The 20,368-nt window shown below is 60.9% G+C and carries 19 protein-coding genes; 13 read left to right on the forward strand and 6 right to left on the reverse strand.

Features of this window, described 5'->3' with window-relative positions; all coding sequences use genetic code 11:
* Positions 1 to 14 precede the first annotated feature (14 nt).
* The 4 genes from CAY35_RS03480 to CAY35_RS03500 all read right to left on the reverse strand — a co-directional run bounded on the left by CAY35_RS03480 (position 15) and on the right by CAY35_RS03500 (position 3,034).
* Positions 15 to 1,004, reverse strand: coding sequence for an IS481-like element IS5564 family transposase (locus CAY35_RS03480; RefSeq protein WP_011273866.1), 990 nt, complete (start codon positions 1,002 to 1,004; stop codon positions 15 to 17).
* On the reverse strand, positions 1,004 to 2,179 hold the full coding sequence (gene cmx / locus CAY35_RS03485) for a chloramphenicol efflux MFS transporter Cmx (RefSeq protein WP_047217927.1): 1,176 nt from the start codon (positions 2,177 to 2,179) through the stop codon (positions 1,004 to 1,006). Before cmx ends, CAY35_RS03480 begins: the two co-directional genes overlap by 1 nt.
* Before the next feature lie 21 nt (positions 2,180 to 2,200).
* Entirely contained in the window at positions 2,201 to 2,254 is a 54-nt protein-coding gene (locus CAY35_RS10000) for a chloramphenicol resistance leader peptide (RefSeq protein WP_011113070.1), read from the reverse strand.
* Between the two features lie 222 nt (positions 2,255 to 2,476).
* Complete coding sequence (locus tag CAY35_RS03500) at positions 2,477 to 3,034, reverse strand: DUF3093 domain-containing protein (RefSeq protein ID WP_109303340.1); 558 nt, start codon at positions 3,032 to 3,034, stop codon at positions 2,477 to 2,479.
* Positions 3,035 to 3,145: 111 nt separating this feature from the next.
* Here CAY35_RS03500 and dut point away from each other — a divergent pair, with 111 nt between their 5' ends.
* The 4 genes from dut (at position 3,146) to CAY35_RS03520 (ending at position 5,666) form a co-directional block, all read left to right on the forward strand.
* Positions 3,146 to 3,640, forward strand: coding sequence for a dUTP diphosphatase (gene dut, locus CAY35_RS03505; RefSeq protein WP_258265609.1), 495 nt, complete (start codon positions 3,146 to 3,148; stop codon positions 3,638 to 3,640).
* A 131-nt stretch (positions 3,641 to 3,771) separates the two neighbouring features.
* Positions 3,772 to 4,509, forward strand: a complete 738-nt coding sequence (locus CAY35_RS03510) for a DUF3710 domain-containing protein (RefSeq protein ID WP_109303342.1) — start codon at positions 3,772 to 3,774, stop codon at positions 4,507 to 4,509.
* A 3-nt stretch (positions 4,510 to 4,512) separates the two neighbouring features.
* Positions 4,513 to 4,869 (forward strand): hypothetical protein, encoded by a 357-nt coding sequence (locus CAY35_RS03515; protein ID WP_109303343.1) that lies wholly within the window; start codon positions 4,513 to 4,515, stop codon positions 4,867 to 4,869.
* Positions 4,870 to 4,871: 2 nt separating this feature from the next.
* A complete protein-coding gene (locus tag CAY35_RS03520; protein WP_258265610.1) occupies positions 4,872 to 5,666 on the forward strand; it encodes a DUF3159 domain-containing protein in 795 nt (264 codons plus the stop codon).
* A gap of 11 nt (positions 5,667 to 5,677) precedes the next feature.
* On the opposite strand, the gene CAY35_RS03525 is transcribed toward CAY35_RS03520, so the two are convergent.
* Together CAY35_RS03525 and CAY35_RS03530 are read right to left on the reverse strand one after the other, a co-directional pair.
* Positions 5,678 to 6,370 carry a potassium channel family protein gene (locus CAY35_RS03525; protein WP_109303344.1) on the reverse strand — a complete coding sequence of 231 codons (693 nt, stop codon included), beginning with the start codon at positions 6,368 to 6,370 and terminating at the stop codon, positions 5,678 to 5,680.
* Positions 6,367 to 7,086, reverse strand: a complete 720-nt coding sequence (locus CAY35_RS03530; protein ID WP_109303345.1) for a potassium channel family protein — start codon at positions 7,084 to 7,086, stop codon at positions 6,367 to 6,369. The genes CAY35_RS03525 and CAY35_RS03530 overlap by 4 nt, the downstream gene beginning before the upstream one ends.
* 62 nt (positions 7,087 to 7,148) lie before the next feature.
* On the opposite strand from CAY35_RS03530, the gene CAY35_RS03535 reads away from it, so the two are divergent.
* From CAY35_RS03535 to CAY35_RS03575, 9 genes are all read left to right on the forward strand, one after another.
* Entirely contained in the window at positions 7,149 to 9,191 is a 2,043-nt protein-coding gene (locus CAY35_RS03535) for an APC family permease (protein WP_181377473.1), read from the forward strand.
* Positions 9,192 to 9,193: 2 nt separating this feature from the next.
* Positions 9,194 to 10,642, forward strand: a complete 1,449-nt coding sequence (locus tag CAY35_RS03540) for a class I SAM-dependent RNA methyltransferase (RefSeq protein ID WP_109303347.1) — start codon at positions 9,194 to 9,196, stop codon at positions 10,640 to 10,642.
* A 157-nt stretch (positions 10,643 to 10,799) separates the two neighbouring features.
* A complete protein-coding gene (gene acnA, locus CAY35_RS03545) occupies positions 10,800 to 13,505 on the forward strand; it encodes an aconitate hydratase AcnA (protein ID WP_109303348.1) in 2,706 nt (901 codons plus the stop codon).
* Between the two features lie 278 nt (positions 13,506 to 13,783).
* Positions 13,784 to 15,781, forward strand: coding sequence for a 1-deoxy-D-xylulose-5-phosphate synthase (gene dxs, locus CAY35_RS03550; RefSeq protein ID WP_109303349.1), 1,998 nt, complete (start codon positions 13,784 to 13,786; stop codon positions 15,779 to 15,781).
* Entirely contained in the window at positions 15,778 to 16,371 is a 594-nt protein-coding gene (locus tag CAY35_RS03555; RefSeq protein ID WP_258265611.1) for a YgaC family protein, read from the forward strand. Before dxs ends, CAY35_RS03555 begins: the two co-directional genes overlap by 4 nt.
* A 6-nt stretch (positions 16,372 to 16,377) precedes the next feature.
* Positions 16,378 to 16,914: a hypothetical protein gene (locus CAY35_RS03560; protein WP_109303350.1), complete on the forward strand. Its 537-nt coding sequence runs from the start codon at positions 16,378 to 16,380 to the stop codon at positions 16,912 to 16,914.
* A 134-nt stretch (positions 16,915 to 17,048) separates the two neighbouring features.
* Complete coding sequence (gene ftsE, locus CAY35_RS03565; RefSeq protein WP_109303430.1) at positions 17,049 to 17,810, forward strand: cell division ATP-binding protein FtsE; 762 nt, start codon at positions 17,049 to 17,051, stop codon at positions 17,808 to 17,810.
* A complete protein-coding gene (ftsX, locus tag CAY35_RS03570) occupies positions 17,807 to 18,739 on the forward strand; it encodes a permease-like cell division protein FtsX (RefSeq protein WP_109303351.1) in 933 nt (310 codons plus the stop codon). The genes ftsE and ftsX overlap by 4 nt, the downstream gene beginning before the upstream one ends.
* Positions 18,740 to 18,857: 118 nt before the next feature.
* Entirely contained in the window at positions 18,858 to 20,354 is a 1,497-nt protein-coding gene (locus CAY35_RS03575) for a peptidoglycan DD-metalloendopeptidase family protein (protein WP_181377474.1), read from the forward strand.
* Positions 20,355 to 20,368 lie beyond the last annotated feature (14 nt).

Consider the following 20,368-nt stretch of genomic DNA (forward strand, 5'->3'; position numbering starts at 1 on the left):
TCAGTTTCCGCCGCCTAGATGTGATGTCCAGGGACGTTGTTGAGTCGGTCGAAGGGTACGCCGCCAATCGCAGAGTGGTGTCGGTGGTGGTTGTAGAAGTGGAGCCAGCCGGGCAGCGCCAGGCGTCGTTCGGCCTCTGAACCGTAAAACCTGGCATAGGCCCAGCCGTCCCCGAGCGTGCGGTGGAATCGCTCGATCTTCCCGTTCGTCTGCGGCCGGTAGGGGCGTGTCCGCTTGTGTCGGATGCCGAGCCGAGCGCAGAAGTCCCTCCATGCGTGGGATCTGTATGCCGACCCGTTGTCGGATAGGACTCGCTCGACGGTCACGCCTCGTTCGGCGAACCAGGCCACGGCGCGTTCGAGAACTCCCACCGCTGTGCTCGCCTGCTCATCCGACCAGATTTCTGCGTATGCGACGCGGGAGTGGTCGTCGATGACTGTGTGAACGAACGCCGTCCCGGTGCGCGGCTTGTGATCTTTTCCTCGTGGTAATCCCGGAGTCGCGAGCTTGTTCCGTGCGCCTTGCTGCCGACCTACGTAACGATGTCCACCGCCGTCGGGGATGTTGCCGAACTTCGTGACATCGACATGAATCAACGATCCCGGATGAGGATGCTCATATCGCCGCAATGGCTCGCCAGTGACACGATCGATATGCGAGAGGCGGTTCACGCGGCAACGGACGAGGACCGCGTGAACAGTCGACGTCGAGAGACCAAGTCGCGCAGCGATCTGGGCTGGCCCCAGTCGAAGCCGCCAGCGCAGGTTGATGATCTTCTTCTTGACATGCTCGGGCGTCCTGCCTGGGATCCGGTGCGGCTTGCTGGAGCGATCCTGCATCCCAAACTCACCCTCTTCCCGGTAGCGGCCTGCCCATTTCCGGGCAGTGATCGGGGAGACCATGAACATCTTTGCGGCGATCGTGGCCGGATAGCCGTCTTCGACAATCAGCCGGGCTAACCGGAGACGGGCACGAGGAGTGAGAAGAGCGTTCGGATGGGTCATCAATTGGCCTCCGCCGCGGTCTTCGTAAGCGCGCGTCTGGTGAGAAGCATGATGACGAGAGCGATCGCTGTCAGCACCGAAGCGACCCAAACCGGCGCGAGCAGCCCCAGCCCGGTCGCGAGCCCGAGCGCACCAAGCACGGGCCCCGCTGCAGCTCCGATATTCAATGCTGCGGTTGCGTACGAACCGCCCATCGTTGGCGCACCCGATGCTGCATACAGCACACGCGTGATCAGAGTACTGCCGACGCCGAACGACAGGAATCCCTGAACGAGGACGAGGACGATAAGCGCGACGGGATGAGATGCGACCACTGCCAACACGATCCAGCCTGTCAGCAATAGCGGTCCGCCGACTGCGAGCACGAGGCCAGGTCGTTGATCTGATAGTCGTCCTGCGATCGTGACGCCAAGGAACGATCCGATGCCGAACATCACCAGCGCGACGGACACCCACGCTTCGGCCAAGCCCGCGGTCTCGGTCACGATGGGTGCCAGGAAGGTGAATGCCGCAAAGGTCCCTCCGTTGATCAGCGCTCCGAGTACCATGGCCAGGATGAGCCGCGGCGTCGCCAACTGGCTGAGCTCGACACGGAGCCTTGGTGAGGTCGCGCTAGTCTCGCTCCGACCAACATTGTTCGTGACGCCACGAATGACTCCAACGGCCGCGGGAATACAGAGGATGGCGATCGCCCAGAACGTCGTTCGCCAGCCCAGCGCTGTGCCGAGCAGTGCCCCGGCGGGGACGCCCACGACGGTTGCGATCGTCGTGCCGGAGAGCAGGATCGACAGTGCACGCCCCTTCTGGTTCGCTGGCACGAGGGTAGTGGCCGTGCTCAGTGCTACGGCGAGGAATCCTGCGTTTGCGAGAGCGCTGAGCACCCGGGTGATGAGCAGGAGAGAGAACACTGGTGTCATCGCTCCGATGACGTGGCTTCCCGCGAACACGAGAAGGCAAACGATCAATGTGAGCCGCGGTGGCCAACGGCGAGCGAATGCCGCCATCACTGGCGCGCCGACGACCATACCGACTGCGAATGCGGAGGTCAGCAGGCCCGCAGTGCCGACCGAGACGTCAAGTTCGGTCGCGATCGCGGGGAGCAATCCCGCGAGCATGAATTCTGAAGTGCCCATGACGAAGACCGCCAGGGCAAGCATGTAGAGGGCAAAAGGCATCGAGTACTCCGAGGTGTGAGATCAAGAAATGGTTCTTCTTGTCACCACGGCCAGCGCCCCGGGTACGCCAGACATACGCCCACACAGATCGTGGGCGTCGTAACTAGTGGTTCAAGGGGCTGGCGGTGTGACCGACAACCCCTGACCTGTCTGATTCGGGACTCGACATGCCCCAAACTCTAACATGCCTTCAATGGCGAGCGGTCTGGACAGATACTTCTTGAATCGGCACGGTGTCATTACGGGCGGGGGCCAGAACAACGTCCCTGGACATCACACCTAGATCTCTGGTACCGCCTAGATTTCTGGTGCGTCGTCGCCGGCCATCGAACCGCCCAGCGCTGCTACGAGTTCCTCGGGGCGCTTGGTGGAAAACAGCCAGTAGGGGGTTTGGTCGCGTTCGTCCGTGATGATGACCTTGACGACCGGGTCAACCCATCCGCGGAAGCTCATGTATGCCAGTCCGTTGAGCCCTGGGCCGCGCTGATAGCGAGCCTTGTAGCCGCGGTAGCCGGTGACTTCACCGAGGTAACGGCGTTCGATTGCGGCGCGCCCCACGCGCAGAACGTCATCGGTAACGACCGTTTTAGGGGTTGTGCTGATCATGAGTACAGCCGCGATAACGAAGATGATCACCGCGATGAGGGCGAGTAGCGCCATGTTGGTGGGCGACAGCGTCAAGCCGATCGCTACAGAGAACGCGGCGGCTACGATCCACATCCACCATGGGTAGGGAAGCTTTTCTTCGAAGATCGGTTTGCCTGCTACGGCCGATGCGGTGCTTGCCGATGCAGTCTCGGCTGCGGTTGCGTTCGCGGCAGGGTCGTGTGGTTCGGAAGGAACAGACTGGGACATGCTGTCATTCTATCGAGCGGCACCGTTGGGGTGGGTCGGGGTCGCTGGCTGGCGCGCGCCGTCTAGAATGTGACTGATTTGACGATGTCACCGAGTGTTGTGGGAGTTTTCGTGGAGCAGAATCAGGTCAGCTCTGAAGGTGCACGTGGGGCCGGTGTTGATCGCCCTGTTGTGAAAATAAAGCGTCTGGACCCTTCAGCCGTGGTGCCAACGTATGCACATCATGACGATGCGGGGGCTGATGTTGCCGCGTCGGAGACGGTCACGTTGCAGCCAGGTGAGCGCAGGCTTGTGTCTACGGGGATCGCGATCGAACTTCCAGAAGGCTATGCATGCTTTGTTCACCCGCGCTCCGGGTTGGCTCATAAGCATGGTGTGAGCATTGTGAATGCGCCAGGAACGATCGATGCGGGCTATCGCGGTGAGATCAAAGTGAACCTCATCAACCTTGACCCAGCGAACGCCGTGACCGTGAACCCGAGGGATCGGATTGGCCAGTTGGTCATCCAGCAGGTGAGCCACGCCCGTTTCGTTGAGGCGGATGAGCTGGGCGAATCGGAGCGCGGCGTTGGAGGTCACGGAAGCACAGGCGGCTTGCGCGGCTAATGTTCCGGGCTAGAGTCGCAAGGTTCTGGTTTGTGTGGCCTACGGCATTAGACTCGGTGTAGAGATCGATGTGATCGACGATAGGTCGCTGGCCACGTAACGGTCAGTGATGTGGAAGGACGTGTATTTCGATGGGTCTGTTCTCGCGCCGCAAGCGTAGGAAACAGGAGGCTGAAGCCGCAGCGGAACAGGAAGCTGTCGCTGAGTCGACTCCGGAGGTTCCTGAGGGCAAACCTGAACGCCCCGGGGGGCCGTTCGACATTTCAGAGCGCACCCCGACTGAGTCCTATATTGACCTCGGCTCGTTGAAGATCCCTGCGATCCAGGGCATGAGCCTCAACCTCGAGGTCGAGGAAAGCTCCGGCGCCGTGGTTTCGGCGGCCGTTGAGCACGGGGAGTCGCGCGTCCAGTTGCAGGCTTTCGCCGCATCGAAATCTGGAAGCCTGTGGGATGGCATCTCGTCAGAGATCGACGATGCGATCACGCAGCAGGGCGGCCGCACCGACCGTCGTGATGGCCGTTTTGGTCCGGAGCTTTTGGCGCGCGTTCAGGCCACTGGACCGAACGGCGAGCAGGGCCACATGGTGGCTCGCTTCGTAGGTATCGACGGCCCGCGCTGGTTCCTGCGCGCGGTCTTTGGTGGCCCGGCAGCGATCAATGACGAAGCCGCACAGGAACTCGAAGCGTTCGTTGCGGGTGTCATTGTGGATCGTGGCTCGGAGCCGATGTCGCCAACGGAGCTTTTGCCGTTGCGTGTCCCGGAAGGGTCGGAGACGGCGGCTGAGTCTGCACAGGCGCAGCACGATGCGGAAGCTAATAAAGATAACCACGACCCTCGTCGTGGCCCTGAAATCACCCAGGTCGGCTAAAGAGTGCCAACAAGCCAACGCCAAGCTGGTGCCGAATGGCCGCAGCGGGTCACTGGTCAGCACATCCAATTGACTGGATGGATCACGGCAACCACACGCCCTGCGCCCGGCCATTCTGCGAGCTTTGAGGCGGTTGTCGTTCCGGACCGGCCGAGCCCAGGGCAGCGTCTGGAGTCGTCTAAAGCCGGTGAGCTCGTTGTCCTGATTTGGCTCGGTCAGCACCGTGTAGCTGGAATACACCCGGGCGCGACCCTGCGGTTTTCTGGGCCAGTGAGCCGGCGCGAGGGACGAGACGTGATCTTCAACCCGAGGTATGAGGTCATCGAAGCGGCTCCGGACCGGTCAGATAAGGAATCCTAGGCATGTCCAGCACTAACCCAGAGAAACCTGAACCGATGTCCGCTACCTCTGAGTCCTCAGACTCTGCGGCGGAAGCTACCGAACGGAAGCAGGCCGCGGCAGCCGTTGCGGGATCATTAGGTAGTTCGATCAAGCGTAAAGACGACGGGAACATCGACCCGTTAGCCTCGATCGGCGGCATCCGCGGTTTAGCGGAATCCACGGTTCCGGGTTTCCTGTTCATGATGATCTTCGCGTTTACGCAACAGCTGGACACCGCGTTGATCGCCTCACTTGCGGCTGGGCTCGTGTTCATCGTGGCCCGTGTTGTGACGCGCTCCCAAGTCACGCCCGCGGTAACGGGTTTGTTGGGTATTGCGCTGTGCGCGGTTTTCGCTAAAGCGGGCGGCAACGCACGCGACTATTACGTCCCAGGGTTCATCACCAACATCGTCTCCGCTGTGGTGCTTGGTATTTCGGCTCTCGTGCGTTGGCCGCTGGTCGGCGTCGTGTTTGGTTTCCTCCATGGTGAGGAGACCCGCTGGCGTGCGAGCCGTAGCCGCATGCGGGTGTACCAAGTAGCTAACCTTCTGGTCCTCGGCCTGTTTATTTTCCGTCTCGCGGTTCAGGTCCCGCTGTACTTCACGGACCAGGTCAACGCACTCGGCGCCGCCCGGCTCGTGATGGGCGTCCCGCTCTACGTGGGTGTGCTCGTTTTGGCGTGGCTCATTACCCGGCCACGCACCAACGTCGCGCAGCAGGAGCAGAGCGTTGCGCAGCAAGCTCAGGGCGTGGCGGACCAGACGGAGGAACCCTAAACAGGAGGCCCCTAAGCAGGGGACTCGGCCTGGTCCCAGCCTTCCCGCAACAAAGTCCGCAGCTCGTCTTCTGCGGCAGGTGCGGCGAGGAAGATGACCTCATCGGCGGCTTCGAGAGTGTCGTCAGCAGTTGGCGCCATCGGGGCGTCATCGCGTAGCAACGCCACCGGAACCGTACGCAAAGGCCACGGAACCTCAGCGAAACGCAAGCCCACCATCGGCGAATCCGCGGGCACGGTGAACGCGACGATATCCGCGGAATCCGAACGCAAAGACATGAGCCGTACGAGGTCGCCCTCTTCAACGGCTTCCTCGACCAGAGCCGTGAGCAAACGCGGCGTCGAAACCGCAACGTCCACGCCCCACGCCTGAGTAAACATCCACTCGTTGCGCGGATTATTCACGCGGCCCACGGTTCGCAGCACGCCGAACTCAGACTTCGCGAGCAACGACACCACGAGGTTCGCCTTATCGTCGCCGGTAGCGGAAACCACCACATCGGCGGTTTCTGGCCGGGCGCGGCGCAACGTCGAAAGTTCGCACGCGTCCCCGATGAGCCATTCGACCCCATCGAGCGCGCCTGAAGTGACGGCTTCGCGGTTGTCAGGATCTTCGTCGATGATGCACACCTGATGCTGACGGCCCAAAAGTTCCGACGCGATCGACTGACCAACCGACCCTCCACCGGCGATGATGACTCTCATTCCTCTACCTCGTCCGTGACGTCTTCAGTGAGTTCTTCGGCAAGTTTCTCAGCCCGCTGCGGGGTTTCCGACAAGATCCGGTCGACGTCAGCCACGGCATCGACGCGCATCGTCGCGTGCAGCGTGTCGGTTTCTTGGAACAGCATCCCGGCGTTCGGGATGATGCTTTCCCCGAAGCGGGTGATGTACGCGATGCGCACGCTGGCGAGCTCTTCGATGCGGGTGAGCGGCTGGCCACGCCAAGCCGAGGCGACGTTGAGTTCGCGCAGCATGATGGTGCCGGTTGAGTCGCGGTAGTCGCCGTAGAGCGTGTGGGAGGGGAGGATGCGGCGCAAGACTTGGTCTGCGCTCCACCGCACGCTCGCGACTGTGGGGATGCCGAGGCGTTGGAACACTTCGGCGCGGCCTGGGTCATAGATGCGAGCCACTACGTGGGGGACGTTGAACTCTTCGCGTGCAACGCGGGTTGCGAGCATGTTCGAGTTATCGCCTGAAGATACCGCGGCGAACGCATAGGCCTCTGAGACCCGCGCTTCTTTGAGGACTTCCAGGTCAAATCCGACGCCGGTGACGCGCTGGCCGTTGAAGCCGACAGGGAGCCGGCGGAATGCGTTGGGGTTCTTATCGATGACAGCCACGGAATGGCCGCCGTCTTCAAGCGTTTGGGCTAGGAGGGCGCCAACGCGCCCGCAACCCATGATGACAAAGTGAGCCATGGTTTGAGTGCCTCGTTTCTTGACTCATCTCAGTGTGCCACGTTCGGGGCTACTCTGGATGGGTGACGTTTTTTGATGCGGTGAAACGCGCCTTTGTTGGGCGGGCGGTTGCGACGGGTAAAAGCCCGGAGACTCGCCTTGCCCCGAAGGATGCTGTGCCTGCGCTTTCCACTAATGCGATCTCGTCTTTGGCGTATGCGCCGGATGAGATTCTTTTCACATTGGCTGCTGGCGGTGTCGCGGCGCTCGTGTTCGCTCCGTGGGTGGGCATCGCGGTTGCGCTGCTCACGCTGATTCTGGTTGCGGCGTATCGGATGACGGTTCGCCGGGCTCCGGGGCAGGGCGATTACCAGATTGCACGCACTGAGCTTGGGGTGCGCGCCGGTGCCGCGGTGGGTGCTGCGTTGCTGTTGGACTTGACGTTGACTGTTGCGGTTTCGATGGCGGTCGCGGCGAGCTATGTTGTGATCGCGTTCCCGTCGCTTGAACCGGTTCAGCCGTGGATCGCGTTGGGTGGAGTTGCCCTTTTGACGCTCCTGAGCCTGCGTGGGTGGGCACGTTCGGTCCGGGTCCGCATCGTGAGCGTGTACCTGTTTCTTGCGATGCTGTTGCTGATCTTGGTGGCAGGCGGCGTCATGGTCATGGTTTCAGGCCAACTGGAGCCGTTCGAGGGCGCGTCGGCGGCTAACGGGCCAGCCCGCGTACCGGCACCCGCTGAAGGGTGGGCTGCCGTGATCTTGGTTTTGCGTGCGTTTTCCACGGGCTCGGCCGCTGTGACTGGTCTTGAGACGCCGGTTACGAACGCGTCCTCGATCCGGTCGCCTCGTGCCAAGACCGCTGGCCGAACGCTGTTGTTCATCGGTGTGGTTTCGGCGCTCGGAATGGTGGGGATCCTGGTTCTTGCCCACATCTCGGGTCTCGCGCCCGCGGCGAGCGGACTGACTGGTTCAGGAACGGATGCGCAGCGAGCTGTCGAGCCGGGCACGTGGCCAACCCCGGTTACAGTTTTGCTTTCGCAGTCCATCATCGGCGCTCACTGGCCGGCGATCGTCGTGGCGATCGTGACGTTCATGATCCTGCTTGGAGCGGGCGTGTCCGCGTTCGCGTCTTTCCCGCGTCTTGCATATCAACTTGCTCAAGATGACCTGCTGCCACGCCAGATGCGTACCCGCGGCGAGCGCTTGGTGTTTTCGAACGGCATTCTGTTGCTCGGTGGTTTTGCGGGCATTCTGGTAGTCGCGTTTGGTTCGCGGGTTACGGATCTGATTCAGCTCTACGTCGTGGGTATTTTCATGGCGTTTGGGCTCGGCCAGTTGGGGCTTGCTCGGCGTGCGAATAAGCATCGCCGCCACGCGGTGCGCGCTACCCGTCGTCGCGATGTTCGGCACTTGCTGTTGGCCGGTTTTACGTCGGGACTTTCTTTCCTGGTGCTGATCAGCATTGTTGCGACGCGCCTGGCCTATGGCGCTTTCATAGCTTTCCTCTTGATTGCTCTGGGTGCTGCCTGGATGCTTTCGATACGCAGGCACTATCAGCGTGTTGACCGACGGCTGAAGGCTCCGCAACATAAGCCTGGGGAGCTTGCCTGTGCGGACGATGTTTTGCCGAGCCGCGTTCATGCGTTGGTTCTGGCGTCGAATACCAATCGGCCCGTGCGTCGCGCGATCGCGTATGCGCGGGGGATGCGGCCAGCACGGCTCGAGTGTGTTCTGGTGGATACGGAACCCGAACGCACAGCCAGATTCTTGAACAGCTGGGACAAAGCTGAGCTTCCCGTTCCGTTGACAGTTCTGGCTTCGCCATACCGCGACGTCGCGGGTCCGCTCGTGGACCACATCCGACGGATCAGGGCCGAGAAGCCTCGCGAGATCGTCGCGGTGTTCGTTCCGGAATACGTTGTTGAGCACGCTTGGGAGCGGCTCGTTCACAACCAGGTGGTTGCGAGATTGCATTCGCATCTGAGGCTTGAGCCGGGGATTGTGATCGCTACCGTCCCGTGGCAGATCGGTTTGGAACAAGACATCGATGATTCGAACGCGGGTGGGGCCGACGCGGCAGGGGGTCGTGGTTCACAGGGTGGTCGTGTTTCACAGGAAGGTTCGTAAGCGTGACTCAAACTGACAACGTGCTGACACCCGTGGAGTTTGAGCTGCAGCTGACCGGGATCGCCCACGGCGGCGAATCTGTGGGCCGGGCTGAGGACGGTCGCGTGGTTTTCGCCCGTTACGGCATCCCAGGGGAGCAGGTCACTGTACGCGTGGATGACCCCGCGCCGGATGCCCGGATGTGGCGAGGCGACGTCATCGCAGTCCACGAAGCATCTGCGCATCGCGTTCCGCACGTGTGGGATAGCGCAGATCCGCTGAAACATGGTCAGGAAGTGCCGGGTGGAGCGGACTTCGGGCACATCGAGCTGAGCCACCAGCGCGAACTCAAGACCCGCATCGTAGCGGAACAGCTAGCCCGCATCGGCGGCATCGACGTCAACGAAACCGACTACCGCGGCGTCCTGCCGCCGCTCACGGACACCGACGGCGGGCTCGGCTGGCGAACCCGCATGGCGTACGCGATCGATGAACAGGGCCGGATCTCGATGCGCCAAGCCCGTAGCCACACACTCATCCCAACCCCACGCATGCCGCTGCAACATCCCCGGCTTGAAGCGCTACGGCTCGGTGAGGTTGATCTGACAGGCCTCGAGAAGATCGAACTCGCGGTCTCCAACACTGACGAGCCGCCGCTCATTCTTGCAGTCCCGACCGTGACCGAAACGGGGGAAACGACGCGTGCGGCACGCGGCTCGATCAAACGGCTCAGCCAACATGTCGCAGGCCTCACCCACAATGATGGTCCGGCCAACGATGCGCCAGCCGCCTCGATCGCGATCCTCAACCAGATCAGCGGGGCGGCCAGCGACGGCCTCGGCCGCGTCGAACGCGTTACCGGCCGAACATGGCTTACACAAACCGCCAACGGCTACAGTTATCGGGTTACAGGCGAAGGCTTCTGGCAGATCCACAGCTCAGCCCCGGAAACCCTCATGCACGACGTCATGACCTACGCCGAGGCCCAGCCCGGCCAACGCTGGCTCGACCTCTATGCAGGCGCCGGACTGTTCACGGCTGCGCTCGCCGACGCTGTGGGGGAGAGCGGTGAAGTCGTCTCGATTGAAGGTGCGCCTGGAACCCACCGCGACGCAAAACGCAACCTTAAAGACGCGCCGCAAGCCCGCATCGTGCAAGACCGAGTCGAGGGTGCGCTCGCTCAACTGGGCCACAAGCCACGCGGAGTAAGAAACCGAAACCAACGCCACGCCGCCATCGACGGCATCGTGCTTGACCCGCCACGTGCAGGAGCGGGGAAGGTAGCCATCAACCGCATCGTGAGCCTCGCTCCGAACCGCATCGTCTACGTTGCATGCGACCCTGCCGCGTTCGCCCGCGACGCCCGCCAACTCGTGCGTAGCGGATACCAGCTCACATCACTCACCGGGCGCGATCTTTACCCCCACACCCACCACATCGAAACCATCGCGCTCTTCACGCCAAAGCCATAAAACAAGCCGTAAACGTGGGATTCGCCACCCGGTCTGCTTGTGTCATAGACGCCAAACAGTCCGAGGTACCCGGTAGGATTAGACATAACTGCGCTGAGCCAAACGGCGCCGACACCAGCGTCACTGCTCAGGACAGATCACTTGCGAGAGGAGATCCATGACAACCGTGGACAGCTTCGGCGCTAAGGACGTACTCAACGTCAAGGGCACCGAATACGAAATTTTTCGCCTGGACGCCGTAAAGGGCTCCGAGCGTCTTCCATTTAGCCTCAAGGTGCTGCTCGAGAACCTGCTGCGCACCGAAGACGGCGCCAACATCACCAAGGAGCACATCGAAGCCCTTGGCAACTGGGATCCAAAGGCACAGCCAAACACCGAGATCCAGTTCACTCCAGCCCGCGTCATCATGCAGGACTTCACCGGTGTTCCTTGCATCGTCGACCTGGCAACCATGCGTGAAGCCATCCAGGACCTGGGTGGCGACGCCAAGCGAGTCAACCCTCTCGCACCAGCTGAGCTGGTTATTGACCACTCGGTTCAGATCGACAAGTTCGGTACCGAAGCCGCACTCGAGCGCAACATGGAGATCGAGTACGAGCGCAACGGCGAGCGCTACCAGTTCCTCCGCTGGGGCCAGACCGCATTCGACGACTTCAAGGTCGTTCCTCCAGGCACCGGTATTGTCCACCAGGTCAACATCGAATACTTGGCACGCACCGTCATGACCCGCGAAGTCGACGGCGTTCTGCGCGCATACCCAGACACCTGTGTCGGTACCGACTCCCACACCACCATGGTCAACGGCCTCGGTGTTCTCGGTTGGGGCGTTGGCGGTATCGAGGCTGAGGCAGCGATGCTCGGACAGCCAGTTTCGATGCTCATCCCACGCGTTGTTGGCTTCAAGCTCTCGGGCGAGATCCCAGCTGGCGCAACCGCAACCGACGTCGTTCTGACCATCACCGAGATGCTGCGTCAGCACGGCGTTGTCGGTAAGTTCGTTGAGTTCTACGGCAAGGGCGTATCCGCTGTGCCACTCGCGAACCGCGCAACCATCGGTAACATGTCGCCAGAGTTCGGTTCGACCGCGGCAATGTTCCCGATCGACGAAGTCACCCTCGACTACCTGCGCCTGACCGGCCGCCCACAGGAGAACATCGACCTGGTTGAGGCATACGCCAAGGAACAGGGCCTGTGGCACGACCCAGAGAACGAAGCCGAGTACTCCGAGTACCTCGAGCTCGACCTCTCGACCGTTGTCCCATCTATCGCTGGCCCGAAGCGTCCACAGGACCGCATCGAGCTCACCAGCGCGAAGGACCAGTTCCGCAAGGACATCGAGAACTACTCCGACGGCCGCGACCAGGCAGGCAAGGGCCGCCCATCCGCTGCAGTCGACGTCAAGATGGAAGACGGCCGCGAGTTCACCCTCGACCACGGCTTCGTTTCGATCGCATCGATCACGTCCTGCACCAACACCTCCAACCCATCCGTGATGCTCGCGGCAGCACTGCTGGCACGCAACGCGGTTGAAAAGGGCCTGACCTCCAAGCCATGGGTCAAGACCTCCGTGGCTCCAGGCTCCAAGGTTGTCACCAACTACTACGAGAAGTCCGGCCTCATCCCATACCTCGAGAAGCTCGGCTTCTTCGTGGTCGGCTACGGCTGCACGACCTGCATCGGTAACTCCGGCCCACTCGAGCCAGAGATCTCCAAGGCAGTTCAGGACAACGACCTCACCGCAGTTTCGGTTCTCTCCGGTAACCGTAACTTCGAAGGCCGCATCAACCCTGACGTGAAGATGAACTACCTGGCTTCGCCTCCACTCGTGATCGCTTACGCGCTGGCAGGCACCATGGACTTCGACTTCGAGAACGAAGCCCTGGGTCAGGACAAGGACGGCAACGACGTCTTCCTCAAGGACATCTGGCCAAACCCAACCGAGGTTGAGAAGGTCATTTCCGAGTCGATCGACTCCGAGATGTTCAAGAGCGACTACGCATCCGTCTTCGACGGCGACGAGCGCTGGAAGTCCCTCGACACCCCAGAAGGCAACACCTTCGAGTGGGATGCAGAGTCCACCTACGTGCGTAAGCCTCCTTACTTCGAAGGCATGGGCGAGAAGCCAGAGCCAGTCGAGGACATCGACGGCGCTCGCGTTCTGCTCAAGCTGGGCGATTCGGTCACGACCGACCACATCTCCCCAGCAGGTTCCTTCAAGTCCGACACCCCAGCAGGTAAGTACCTGCTCGAGAACGGTGTTGAGCGTAAGGACTTCAACTCCTACGGCTCCCGCCGTGGTAACCACGAGGTCATGATTCGCGGTACCTTCGCGAACATCCGCCTCCGCAACCAGCTGCTGGACAACGTCGAGGGTGGCTTCACCCGCGACTTCACCCAGGCTGAGGGCCCACAGTCCACCGTTTACGACGCAGCTATGAACTACAAGGAGCAGGGCACCCCGCTCGTTGTTCTGGCAGGCGCCGAATACGGCTCCGGTTCGTCCCGTGACTGGGCTGCAAAGGGTACCGCTCTGCTGGGCGTCAAGGCAGTCATCGCCGTCTCCTACGAGCGCATCCACCGTTCCAACCTGATCGGTATGGGCGTTCTGCCGCTCCAATTCCCAGAAGGCGAGTCCGCAGACTCGCTGGGCTTGACCGGCACTGAGACCTTCAAGATTGAGGGCATCAACGAGCTCAACAACGGCTCGACGCCAAAGACCGTGAAGGTTACCGCTACCGGCGAAGACGGCAAGGAAACCACCTTCGATGCAGTGGTGCGCATCGATACCCCAGGTGAAGCTGACTACTACCGTAACGGCGGTATCCTGCAGTACGTTCTGCGCAACATCGCCGCTAACAAGTAAGTCACCTGAGACGGCGCAACCGGCGGGTGCTGTAGCGAGCTAAAAGCAAGTGAGCTCACTACAGCACAGCTGGTAGCCGCGCTGGGTACAGCAAACAACAGAGGATGGCCTCAACCGAGTGTTGGGGCCATCCTCCGTTTTACTGTCACGTTCAAACGCCGGCCACCTTCACGCTACCGGCGGGATAGACTAGTACGGATGCCACTCAGCCGCGCCGCCTGCTGTGCAGAGTCGACTGTGACGGCTACATCAGACAACAGAAGTGGAGGACGAGCCGGGTGCCACACCTCAACAGCATCACCTCGCCTGAAGATCTGCGGGCTTTGGATCAGGAAGAGCTGATTGATGTCGCGGAACAGATTCGGCAGTTCCTCATCACGCATGTCGCAAAGACGGGTGGGCACCTGGGCCCGAACCTTGGTGTTGTCGAGCTGACGATGGCGTTGCACCGGGTCTTCGATTCGCCGCATGACACCCTCGTCTTCGACACGGGGCACCAGAGCTATGTCCACAAGATTCTGACGGGGCGGCAGGAATTCGATCGGTTGCGTCAAAAGGGTGGCTTGGCTGGTTACCCCTCGCGTGAAGAATCTGAGCACGATGTCGTGGAGTCTTCGCACGCATCGAGCTCATTGTCGTGGGTCGATGGGATCTCCCGTGCCCGCGTACTAGCGGGGGAAGATGACCGTTGGACCGTGGGTGTGATCGGTGACGGCGCGCTAACCGGCGGTATGGCGTGGGAAGCCCTCAACAACATCGCGGGCGATGAACACCGCAAGGCGATCATCGTGGTCAACGACAACGGCCGCTCGTATGCGCCTACCGTGGGTGGGCTCGCGAAGACGATGGACGGCGTGACGTCCCAGGTACGAAAGAAGATCGACCAGGTACGTGTGTCGCGCAAATACGTGCAGACGATGCGCTTCATGAAAGAGAAGCTCAAGCACGGCAACGCGTTCCAGCGCGGCACGTATAAGTCGTTGCACGCTATCAAGGAGTCTTTCAAGGATTACTGGGCTGCGCAGCCGATGTTCGCCGATTTGGGTCTGAAGTACATCGGTCCGGTAGATGGGCATTCGATCCAGGATCTTGAGGATGCGCTGAAGGCCGCGAAGGCTTTCAACGGTCCGGTTTTGGTTCACGCTTTGACTCAGAAGGGGCGCGGCTATGCTCCGGCGCGCGAGGACGAGGCGGATCAGTTCCACACGGTGGGTGTGATTGATCCGGAGACGGGCCTGCCGGTTAAGAAATCGGATTCGCAGAGCTTCACGGATGTGTTTGGCGCTGAGATGCTCGCGTTAGCGCGTGAGCGTGATGACATCGTGGCGATCACGGCGGCGATGCTTCAGCCGGTTGGTTTGGGTGCGATGCAGCAGGAATTCCCTGATCGTGTGATCGATGTGGGGATTGCCGAGCAGCACGCGATCGCTAGTGCCGCGGGGCTTGCGTACGGTGGTGCGCATCCTGTGGTTGCGTTGTATTCGACATTCATGAACCGGGCCTATGACCAGCTGTTGATGGACGTCGCCCTGCATAAGGCTGGCGTGACGATCACGCTTGACCGTTCAGGCGTGACTGGCCCGGACGGTGCGAGCCACCACGGCGTGTGGGACATGGCGTTGGTTCAGTCGATTCCAGGCTTGCGGCTAGCCGCTCCGCGCGATGCGTCGAGTCTGCGTGAGCAGTTGCGTGAAGCGGTTGCGGTGCCGGATGCGCCGAGCGTGGTGCGTTTCGCTAAGGGCGCGGTGGCTGAAGAGCTCACGCCCGTGCGTCGTACCGAGGACGGCGTCGATGTTTTGGTTGAGCCAGCGGACGGCCAGCGCGATGTGCTGTTGGTTGGCATCGGCGCGTTGGCTCCGATGGCGGTTGAGGTTGCGCAGCGGCTCCGCTCGCACGGGGTTGGCGCGACCGTGGTTGATCCGCGGTGGGTTCTTCCGTTTGCTCGTAGCATCGCTGACATGGCGGCTGAGCATCGGCTGGTGGTCACGCTTGAAGACGGCATCCGCGCTGGTGGTGTGGGCTCGCGTTACCGGCAGGAGATGCGTGCTCTGGGTGTCGATACGGGCCTGAACGAGGTCGGTGTTCCCGACGAGTTCTTGGCTCATGGCACCCGTGCCGAGATCCTTGAGGATGCTGGAATCACGGTGGACGCGGTTGTGAACCAGGTTCTGGAGTCGATGCGGGGCGAGCGCGTGCCGCGTGCCCGCGAGGCCGGTGCTACAGATGGCGCCGATGCTGCAGACACCGTTGCGGCAGCTGCTGAGGCCCACGGGTGAAGGCTGGGATCCCGGAAGGGCTAGCGCGCAACCCTGAAGATGTGGTTGTAGGCGAGCCGATCGTGACGCGGGCGTGGAAATTCGATGGTTCCCCGCACTGGGTCACCTACGGACTGTGTTTGGGCCAGGATGCCGATGGGGTGTGGGTTTATCAGCCTCAAGGCATCTTCGTGTCGCGTCCAGGGGTTGCGTTTTTCGCGCGCGAGGACGCGGTAGTTTTGGTTCCGCGCGTGGGCGAGTGGGTCGCGACGTTTTACCCGGGCGGGCATCGTCGTGGCTTGAAGCTGTATATCGATGTTTCAACTGGCATCGGGTGGCGTCGCCTTGGGGACGGCGGCTGGGAGATGAACTCCATTGATATGGATTTGGATGTCATCGACCGCTCCACGACTGGCGTGTATCTTGATGATGAAGATGAGTTCGCCGAGCATCAGGTGAGCATGGGGTATCCGCAGGAGTTGATTGCGGCGATGTCGCGTGAGGCTTCTGAGCTGCTTGGGCGGGTGGGGCAGAAGTTGGCTCCGTTCGATGGGCGTGTTGAGGAACGGTTCGCGCAAGGGCGGGCCATGGTCGAGGCTGAAGGAAAGTAGAGAGTCATGCCTATTATTCGTGCTTACAACATTCCGGAGTCTGGCCCGCAGACGTTCCGTGAGGCGTGGTGGGACGAAGCGACCGGCCAGTTTGTGGTGAACGCTGGCGAGGTTGGTTTTCAGTCGGATACCCCGATCGTTCAGGACAATGTGGAGCCTGAGGAAGGGGAGCGGCTGCTTGCCGCATTTGAACAGCAGTGTGCGGAGGACGGCTACCGGGAGGTCCCGGAGAATGAGCAGTTCTATGTTCTGGTGTGCTTTCCGCTGAAGGCCGCCGAACCGGGTGCACGTGAGAAGACGCGTGGCGAGCAGGTTGCCGATGCGTTGCGTGGCCATCTTGCATGGCGTGGCTTGGGCACGGTTGAAGAACCTGTGTACGAGGGACGTGAGCAGGTGGTTCGTGTCATGACGACTGCCCCGAAGCTTGCGGCGAAGGCTATTTCGACGTGTGTGCGTGAGAATGCGCGTCAGGATTTCAGCAAGATGTCGATGCGGCAGGCGAGTGTCGCTGAACCGGACAAGCAACGGCCGGTTAGGCTCTAGCTTCAACACGCGCGGCAGGGTCACGAAATGGTTACGGTTTCGATCTATGATTGAAGCTCGGCGTGAGCTTCCCCGACCTATCGCCGGACCATGAGGGCCGCGCGCCGGCGGCCGGTTCCGGTTGCGAGCCTTTAATGATTCGTTTTGACCATGTGACTAAGGTCTACGACGCACCTGACAATCCTGCGTTGCGTGATGTCGATCTGGAGATCGACCGCGGTGATTTCGCGTTTTTGGTGGGTGCTTCGGGTTCCGGTAAATCCACGTTTATTCGTTTGGTGATGCGTGAAGAGCGCGCTACTCGCGGATCTGTTCACGTCGCCGGTGTCAATGTTGATCGTCTTCCGCAGTGGAAGGTCCCTAAGTTGCGCCGCAATATTGGTGTGGTGTTCCAGGACTTCCGTCTGCTGCCGAATAAGACGGTGTTCCAGAATGTCGCGTTCGCGATGCAGGTGATTGGCCGTTCGCGCGGCATGATCCGTCAGACGGTGCCTGAAGTTTTGAAGATGGTGGGCCTCGAGGGCAAAGCGAACCGTCTGCCGCATGAGCTTTCTGGTGGTGAGCAGCAGCGCGTTGCGATTGCGCGTGCGGTCGTGAACCGTCCGGCGATCCTTTTGGCTGACGAGCCGACGGGTAACCTCGACCCGGAAACCAGCCGCGGCATCGTGGATATTTTGGACAAGATTAACCAGAACGGCACGACCATCGTGATGGCTACGCACGACGACGAGATCGTGAACCAGATGCGTCGCCGTGTGATCGAGCTGTCCAACGGCGAAGTGATCCGTGACGAGCACGGCGGTGTCTACCACGCTAAGGGCGATGAGGCGCCGAAGATCTCGGCCCAGGCTTCGCAGGCGTTCGCACCGTTTGATTCTGAGGAGGACGATCTGTGAGGTTGTCATTCGTTCTCGGTGAGATTTTCTCTGGTCTTCGTCGTAACGTGACGATGATCGTCTCGGTCGTCTTGGTGACCCTTGTGTCTTTGACGTTCGTGGGTTCTGCGGTTCTGTTGCAGTCCCAGGTTTCGAAGATGAAGGGCTACTGGTACGACAAGGTGCAGGTCGCTGTTTACCTGTGTAACTCGTCGTCGGATTCCCGTAACTGTGCCGTGGATGGCGACGGCAATGTCGCTTCAGTCACGGATGCTCAGCGGGAGAGCATTGAGGCGGCGCTGAAGTCGCCTGACATGAAGCCGTACGTTGACGAGTTTTATTTCGAGTCTCAGGAAGAGGCGCTGAAGCACTTCAAGGAGCAGTACGACGGCACGGCGCTGGCTGAGAACGTCACGGCGGATCAGCTTCCAAGCTCGTACCGGATCAAGCTGACTGATCCTGAGAAGTATGAGGTCATCAACGAGCGGTTCTCGACGGTGCCTGGCGTGGATTCGGTTGCGGATCAGCGGCAGATTCTGGAGCGCGTTTTCTCTTTGATGAATGGCGCGTCGATCGTGGCTATTGTGATTGCGATCGTGATGATTGTGACTGCGGTGCTGTTGATCGCTACGACGATTCGACTTTCGGCGTTTACACGGCGCCGCGAGACGGGCATTATGCGCCTCGTGGGTGCTTCGAAGACACTGATTCAGTTGCCGTTTGTGCTTGAGGGCATGATCGCGGCGGCTTTCGGTGGTCTGCTGGCCTCAGGTGTGTTGTGGGCGGTCGTTCAGTTTGTGATTCAGGACCGTTTGGCAGTGGCTAACCCTACGATCGCGTTTATTGATGCGTCGGTCATGCTGTGGTTGGGGCCACTCTTGGTTCTGTTGGGTGTTGTTCTGGCGGGTCTCAGCTCGCTCATAACCTTGCGCCGGTACTTAAAGGTTTAGTAAGGTCACGAACAGGTAACACTGTGTTTGTGCAGATAGCGCTGTGTTTGTGTTGATGTCGTTTGCGTCAATGTCTTCTCCTTCTTGGGGCGTTTTTTATGGAAGGACGTTAGCCCTCGTGGTACATGAAGCTACTTCGTTCTCTGGTCGCGGTGACGCGGCCGCGAATGCTGGTGCGCAGCGTGGTGGTGTGCGTGGAAAGCTTGCGGCTGTTGTTTCTGCGGGTGTAGTCGCTGGTTTGACGTTGACTCTGGGTATTTTCCCGGCCAACGCTGACAAGCTTGATGACCGCAAGGACCGCATCGAGAAGCAGATCGCAGGCACCGAGAAGGACCTCGAGAGTGTGAACGCGATGCTGGAAAAGAACGGAGCGAAGCTTCGTGAATTCCAGGACAAGCTTCCAGCGGCTGAGGCCGCTGTCCGGGAAGCGGAGGCTGCGGAGTCGGTTGCTCGTTCCGAGGCTGAACAGCTTCAGGGACGTTTGGCTGCTGCGGAGCAGTCACGCGCAGAGATGGTTCAGGCGCAGGATGAGACGAAGGCTTTGACGGCTGAGCAGCGTAAGCTCACGGGTCAGCTTGCAGCGCGTGCATACCAGTCTGGTGGTTTCGAGGGTTCGGATCTTGCGTTGTTGATGAATGGTTCGGATTTGAATTCGTGGGCTAGCTCGGTTGAGGTTTCTTCGCGCCTTGCGCGTGCCCAGAATCGCGAGCTGAACCAGTTGTTGGGCCGCGGCGCTGAGCAGCGTAACGCGACGGCTCGTTTGAGCGCTGTTGAAGACGAGATCAGTGGTTTGAAGCAGCAGGCTGATGCCGCGTTGGCGCGTCAGACTCAGGCTCGCGAGGCGGCCGATGCGGCGAAGGCTGATCTGGATCAGTTACTGGATGAGACCGAGAAGGCTCAGGCTGAGCTCGAGGACGCGAAATCTAAGGCGCGTCAGCAGCTTGAAGAGCAGAAGGCTGAGCAGGCGAAGGTCAATCAGGAGATTAAGGAACGCCAGGAGCGCTTGAAGCGTGAGGCTGAGGAGCGCGCTCGGAAGGCGCGTGAGGCAGCAGCGAAGGCTCAGCGTGAGGCTGAAGCTGCCGAGCGTCGTCGCGCTAAGAATGCCGCGGCTCTGCGTGCTAAGGCGCAGGCTGCGCAGAAGAAGGCTACGACCGCGACGAACAACACGAAGGTGTCTAAGACGGTTTCGAAGGGCACATGGGGCTTGGTTGTTCCGGCGACGTCTGGTCCTATCACCTCGGGTTACGGCTGGCGGCCAACGCCTGCGGGCACGATTGACTACGGCGGAATGGGCGGCTATGTCCACGCTGGTATCGACTGGGGTTCCCGCTGTGGCGCTCCTATCATCGCCGCGGCTGACGGCCGTGTGATGCATGCCGGCTGGAAGGGCATGAGTGGCATCGTCGTGTCCGTTGATCACAACATCGTTAACGGGCATGCGTTGACGACTAACTATCACCACATGACGCGCACGGCGGTAAGCGTGGGCCAGAAGGTCAAGAGGGGACAGGTTATCGGGTACGTCGGAACGACGGGTAACTCGACAGGGTGCCACTTGCACTTTGAAACGATCGTGAACGGTAAGCACCGCAACCCGGCGGGTCTGCTCTGGTAGTTGATAGCCAGCGC

This window comes from Pseudoglutamicibacter cumminsii (genome assembly GCF_003143995.1).
Taxonomy (GTDB): Bacteria; Actinomycetota; Actinomycetes; order Actinomycetales; family Micrococcaceae; genus Pseudoglutamicibacter; species Pseudoglutamicibacter cumminsii_B.

Coding starts and splice junctions, on each gene's coding strand:
- CAY35_RS03480 (WP_011273866.1), bottom strand. CDS start 1,004: ATGACCCATCCGAACGCTCTTCTCACTCCTCGTGCCCGTCTCCGGTTA.
- cmx (WP_047217927.1), bottom strand. CDS start 2,179: ATGCCTTTTGCCCTCTACATGCTTGCCCTGGCGGTCTTCGTCATGGGC.
- CAY35_RS03500 (WP_109303340.1), bottom strand. CDS start 3,034: ATGTCCCAGTCTGTTCCTTCCGAACCACACGACCCTGCCGCGAACGCA.
- CAY35_RS03510 (WP_109303342.1), top strand. CDS start 3,772: ATGGGTCTGTTCTCGCGCCGCAAGCGTAGGAAACAGGAGGCTGAAGCC.
- CAY35_RS03520 (WP_258265610.1), top strand. CDS start 4,872: ATGTCCAGCACTAACCCAGAGAAACCTGAACCGATGTCCGCTACCTCT.
- CAY35_RS03525 (WP_109303344.1), bottom strand. CDS start 6,370: ATGAGAGTCATCATCGCCGGTGGAGGGTCGGTTGGTCAGTCGATCGCG.
- CAY35_RS03530 (WP_109303345.1), bottom strand. CDS start 7,086: ATGGCTCACTTTGTCATCATGGGTTGCGGGCGCGTTGGCGCCCTCCTA.
- acnA (WP_109303348.1), top strand. CDS start 10,800: ATGACAACCGTGGACAGCTTCGGCGCTAAGGACGTACTCAACGTCAAG.
- CAY35_RS03560 (WP_109303350.1), top strand. CDS start 16,378: ATGCCTATTATTCGTGCTTACAACATTCCGGAGTCTGGCCCGCAGACG.
- ftsE (WP_109303430.1), top strand. CDS start 17,049: ATGATTCGTTTTGACCATGTGACTAAGGTCTACGACGCACCTGACAAT.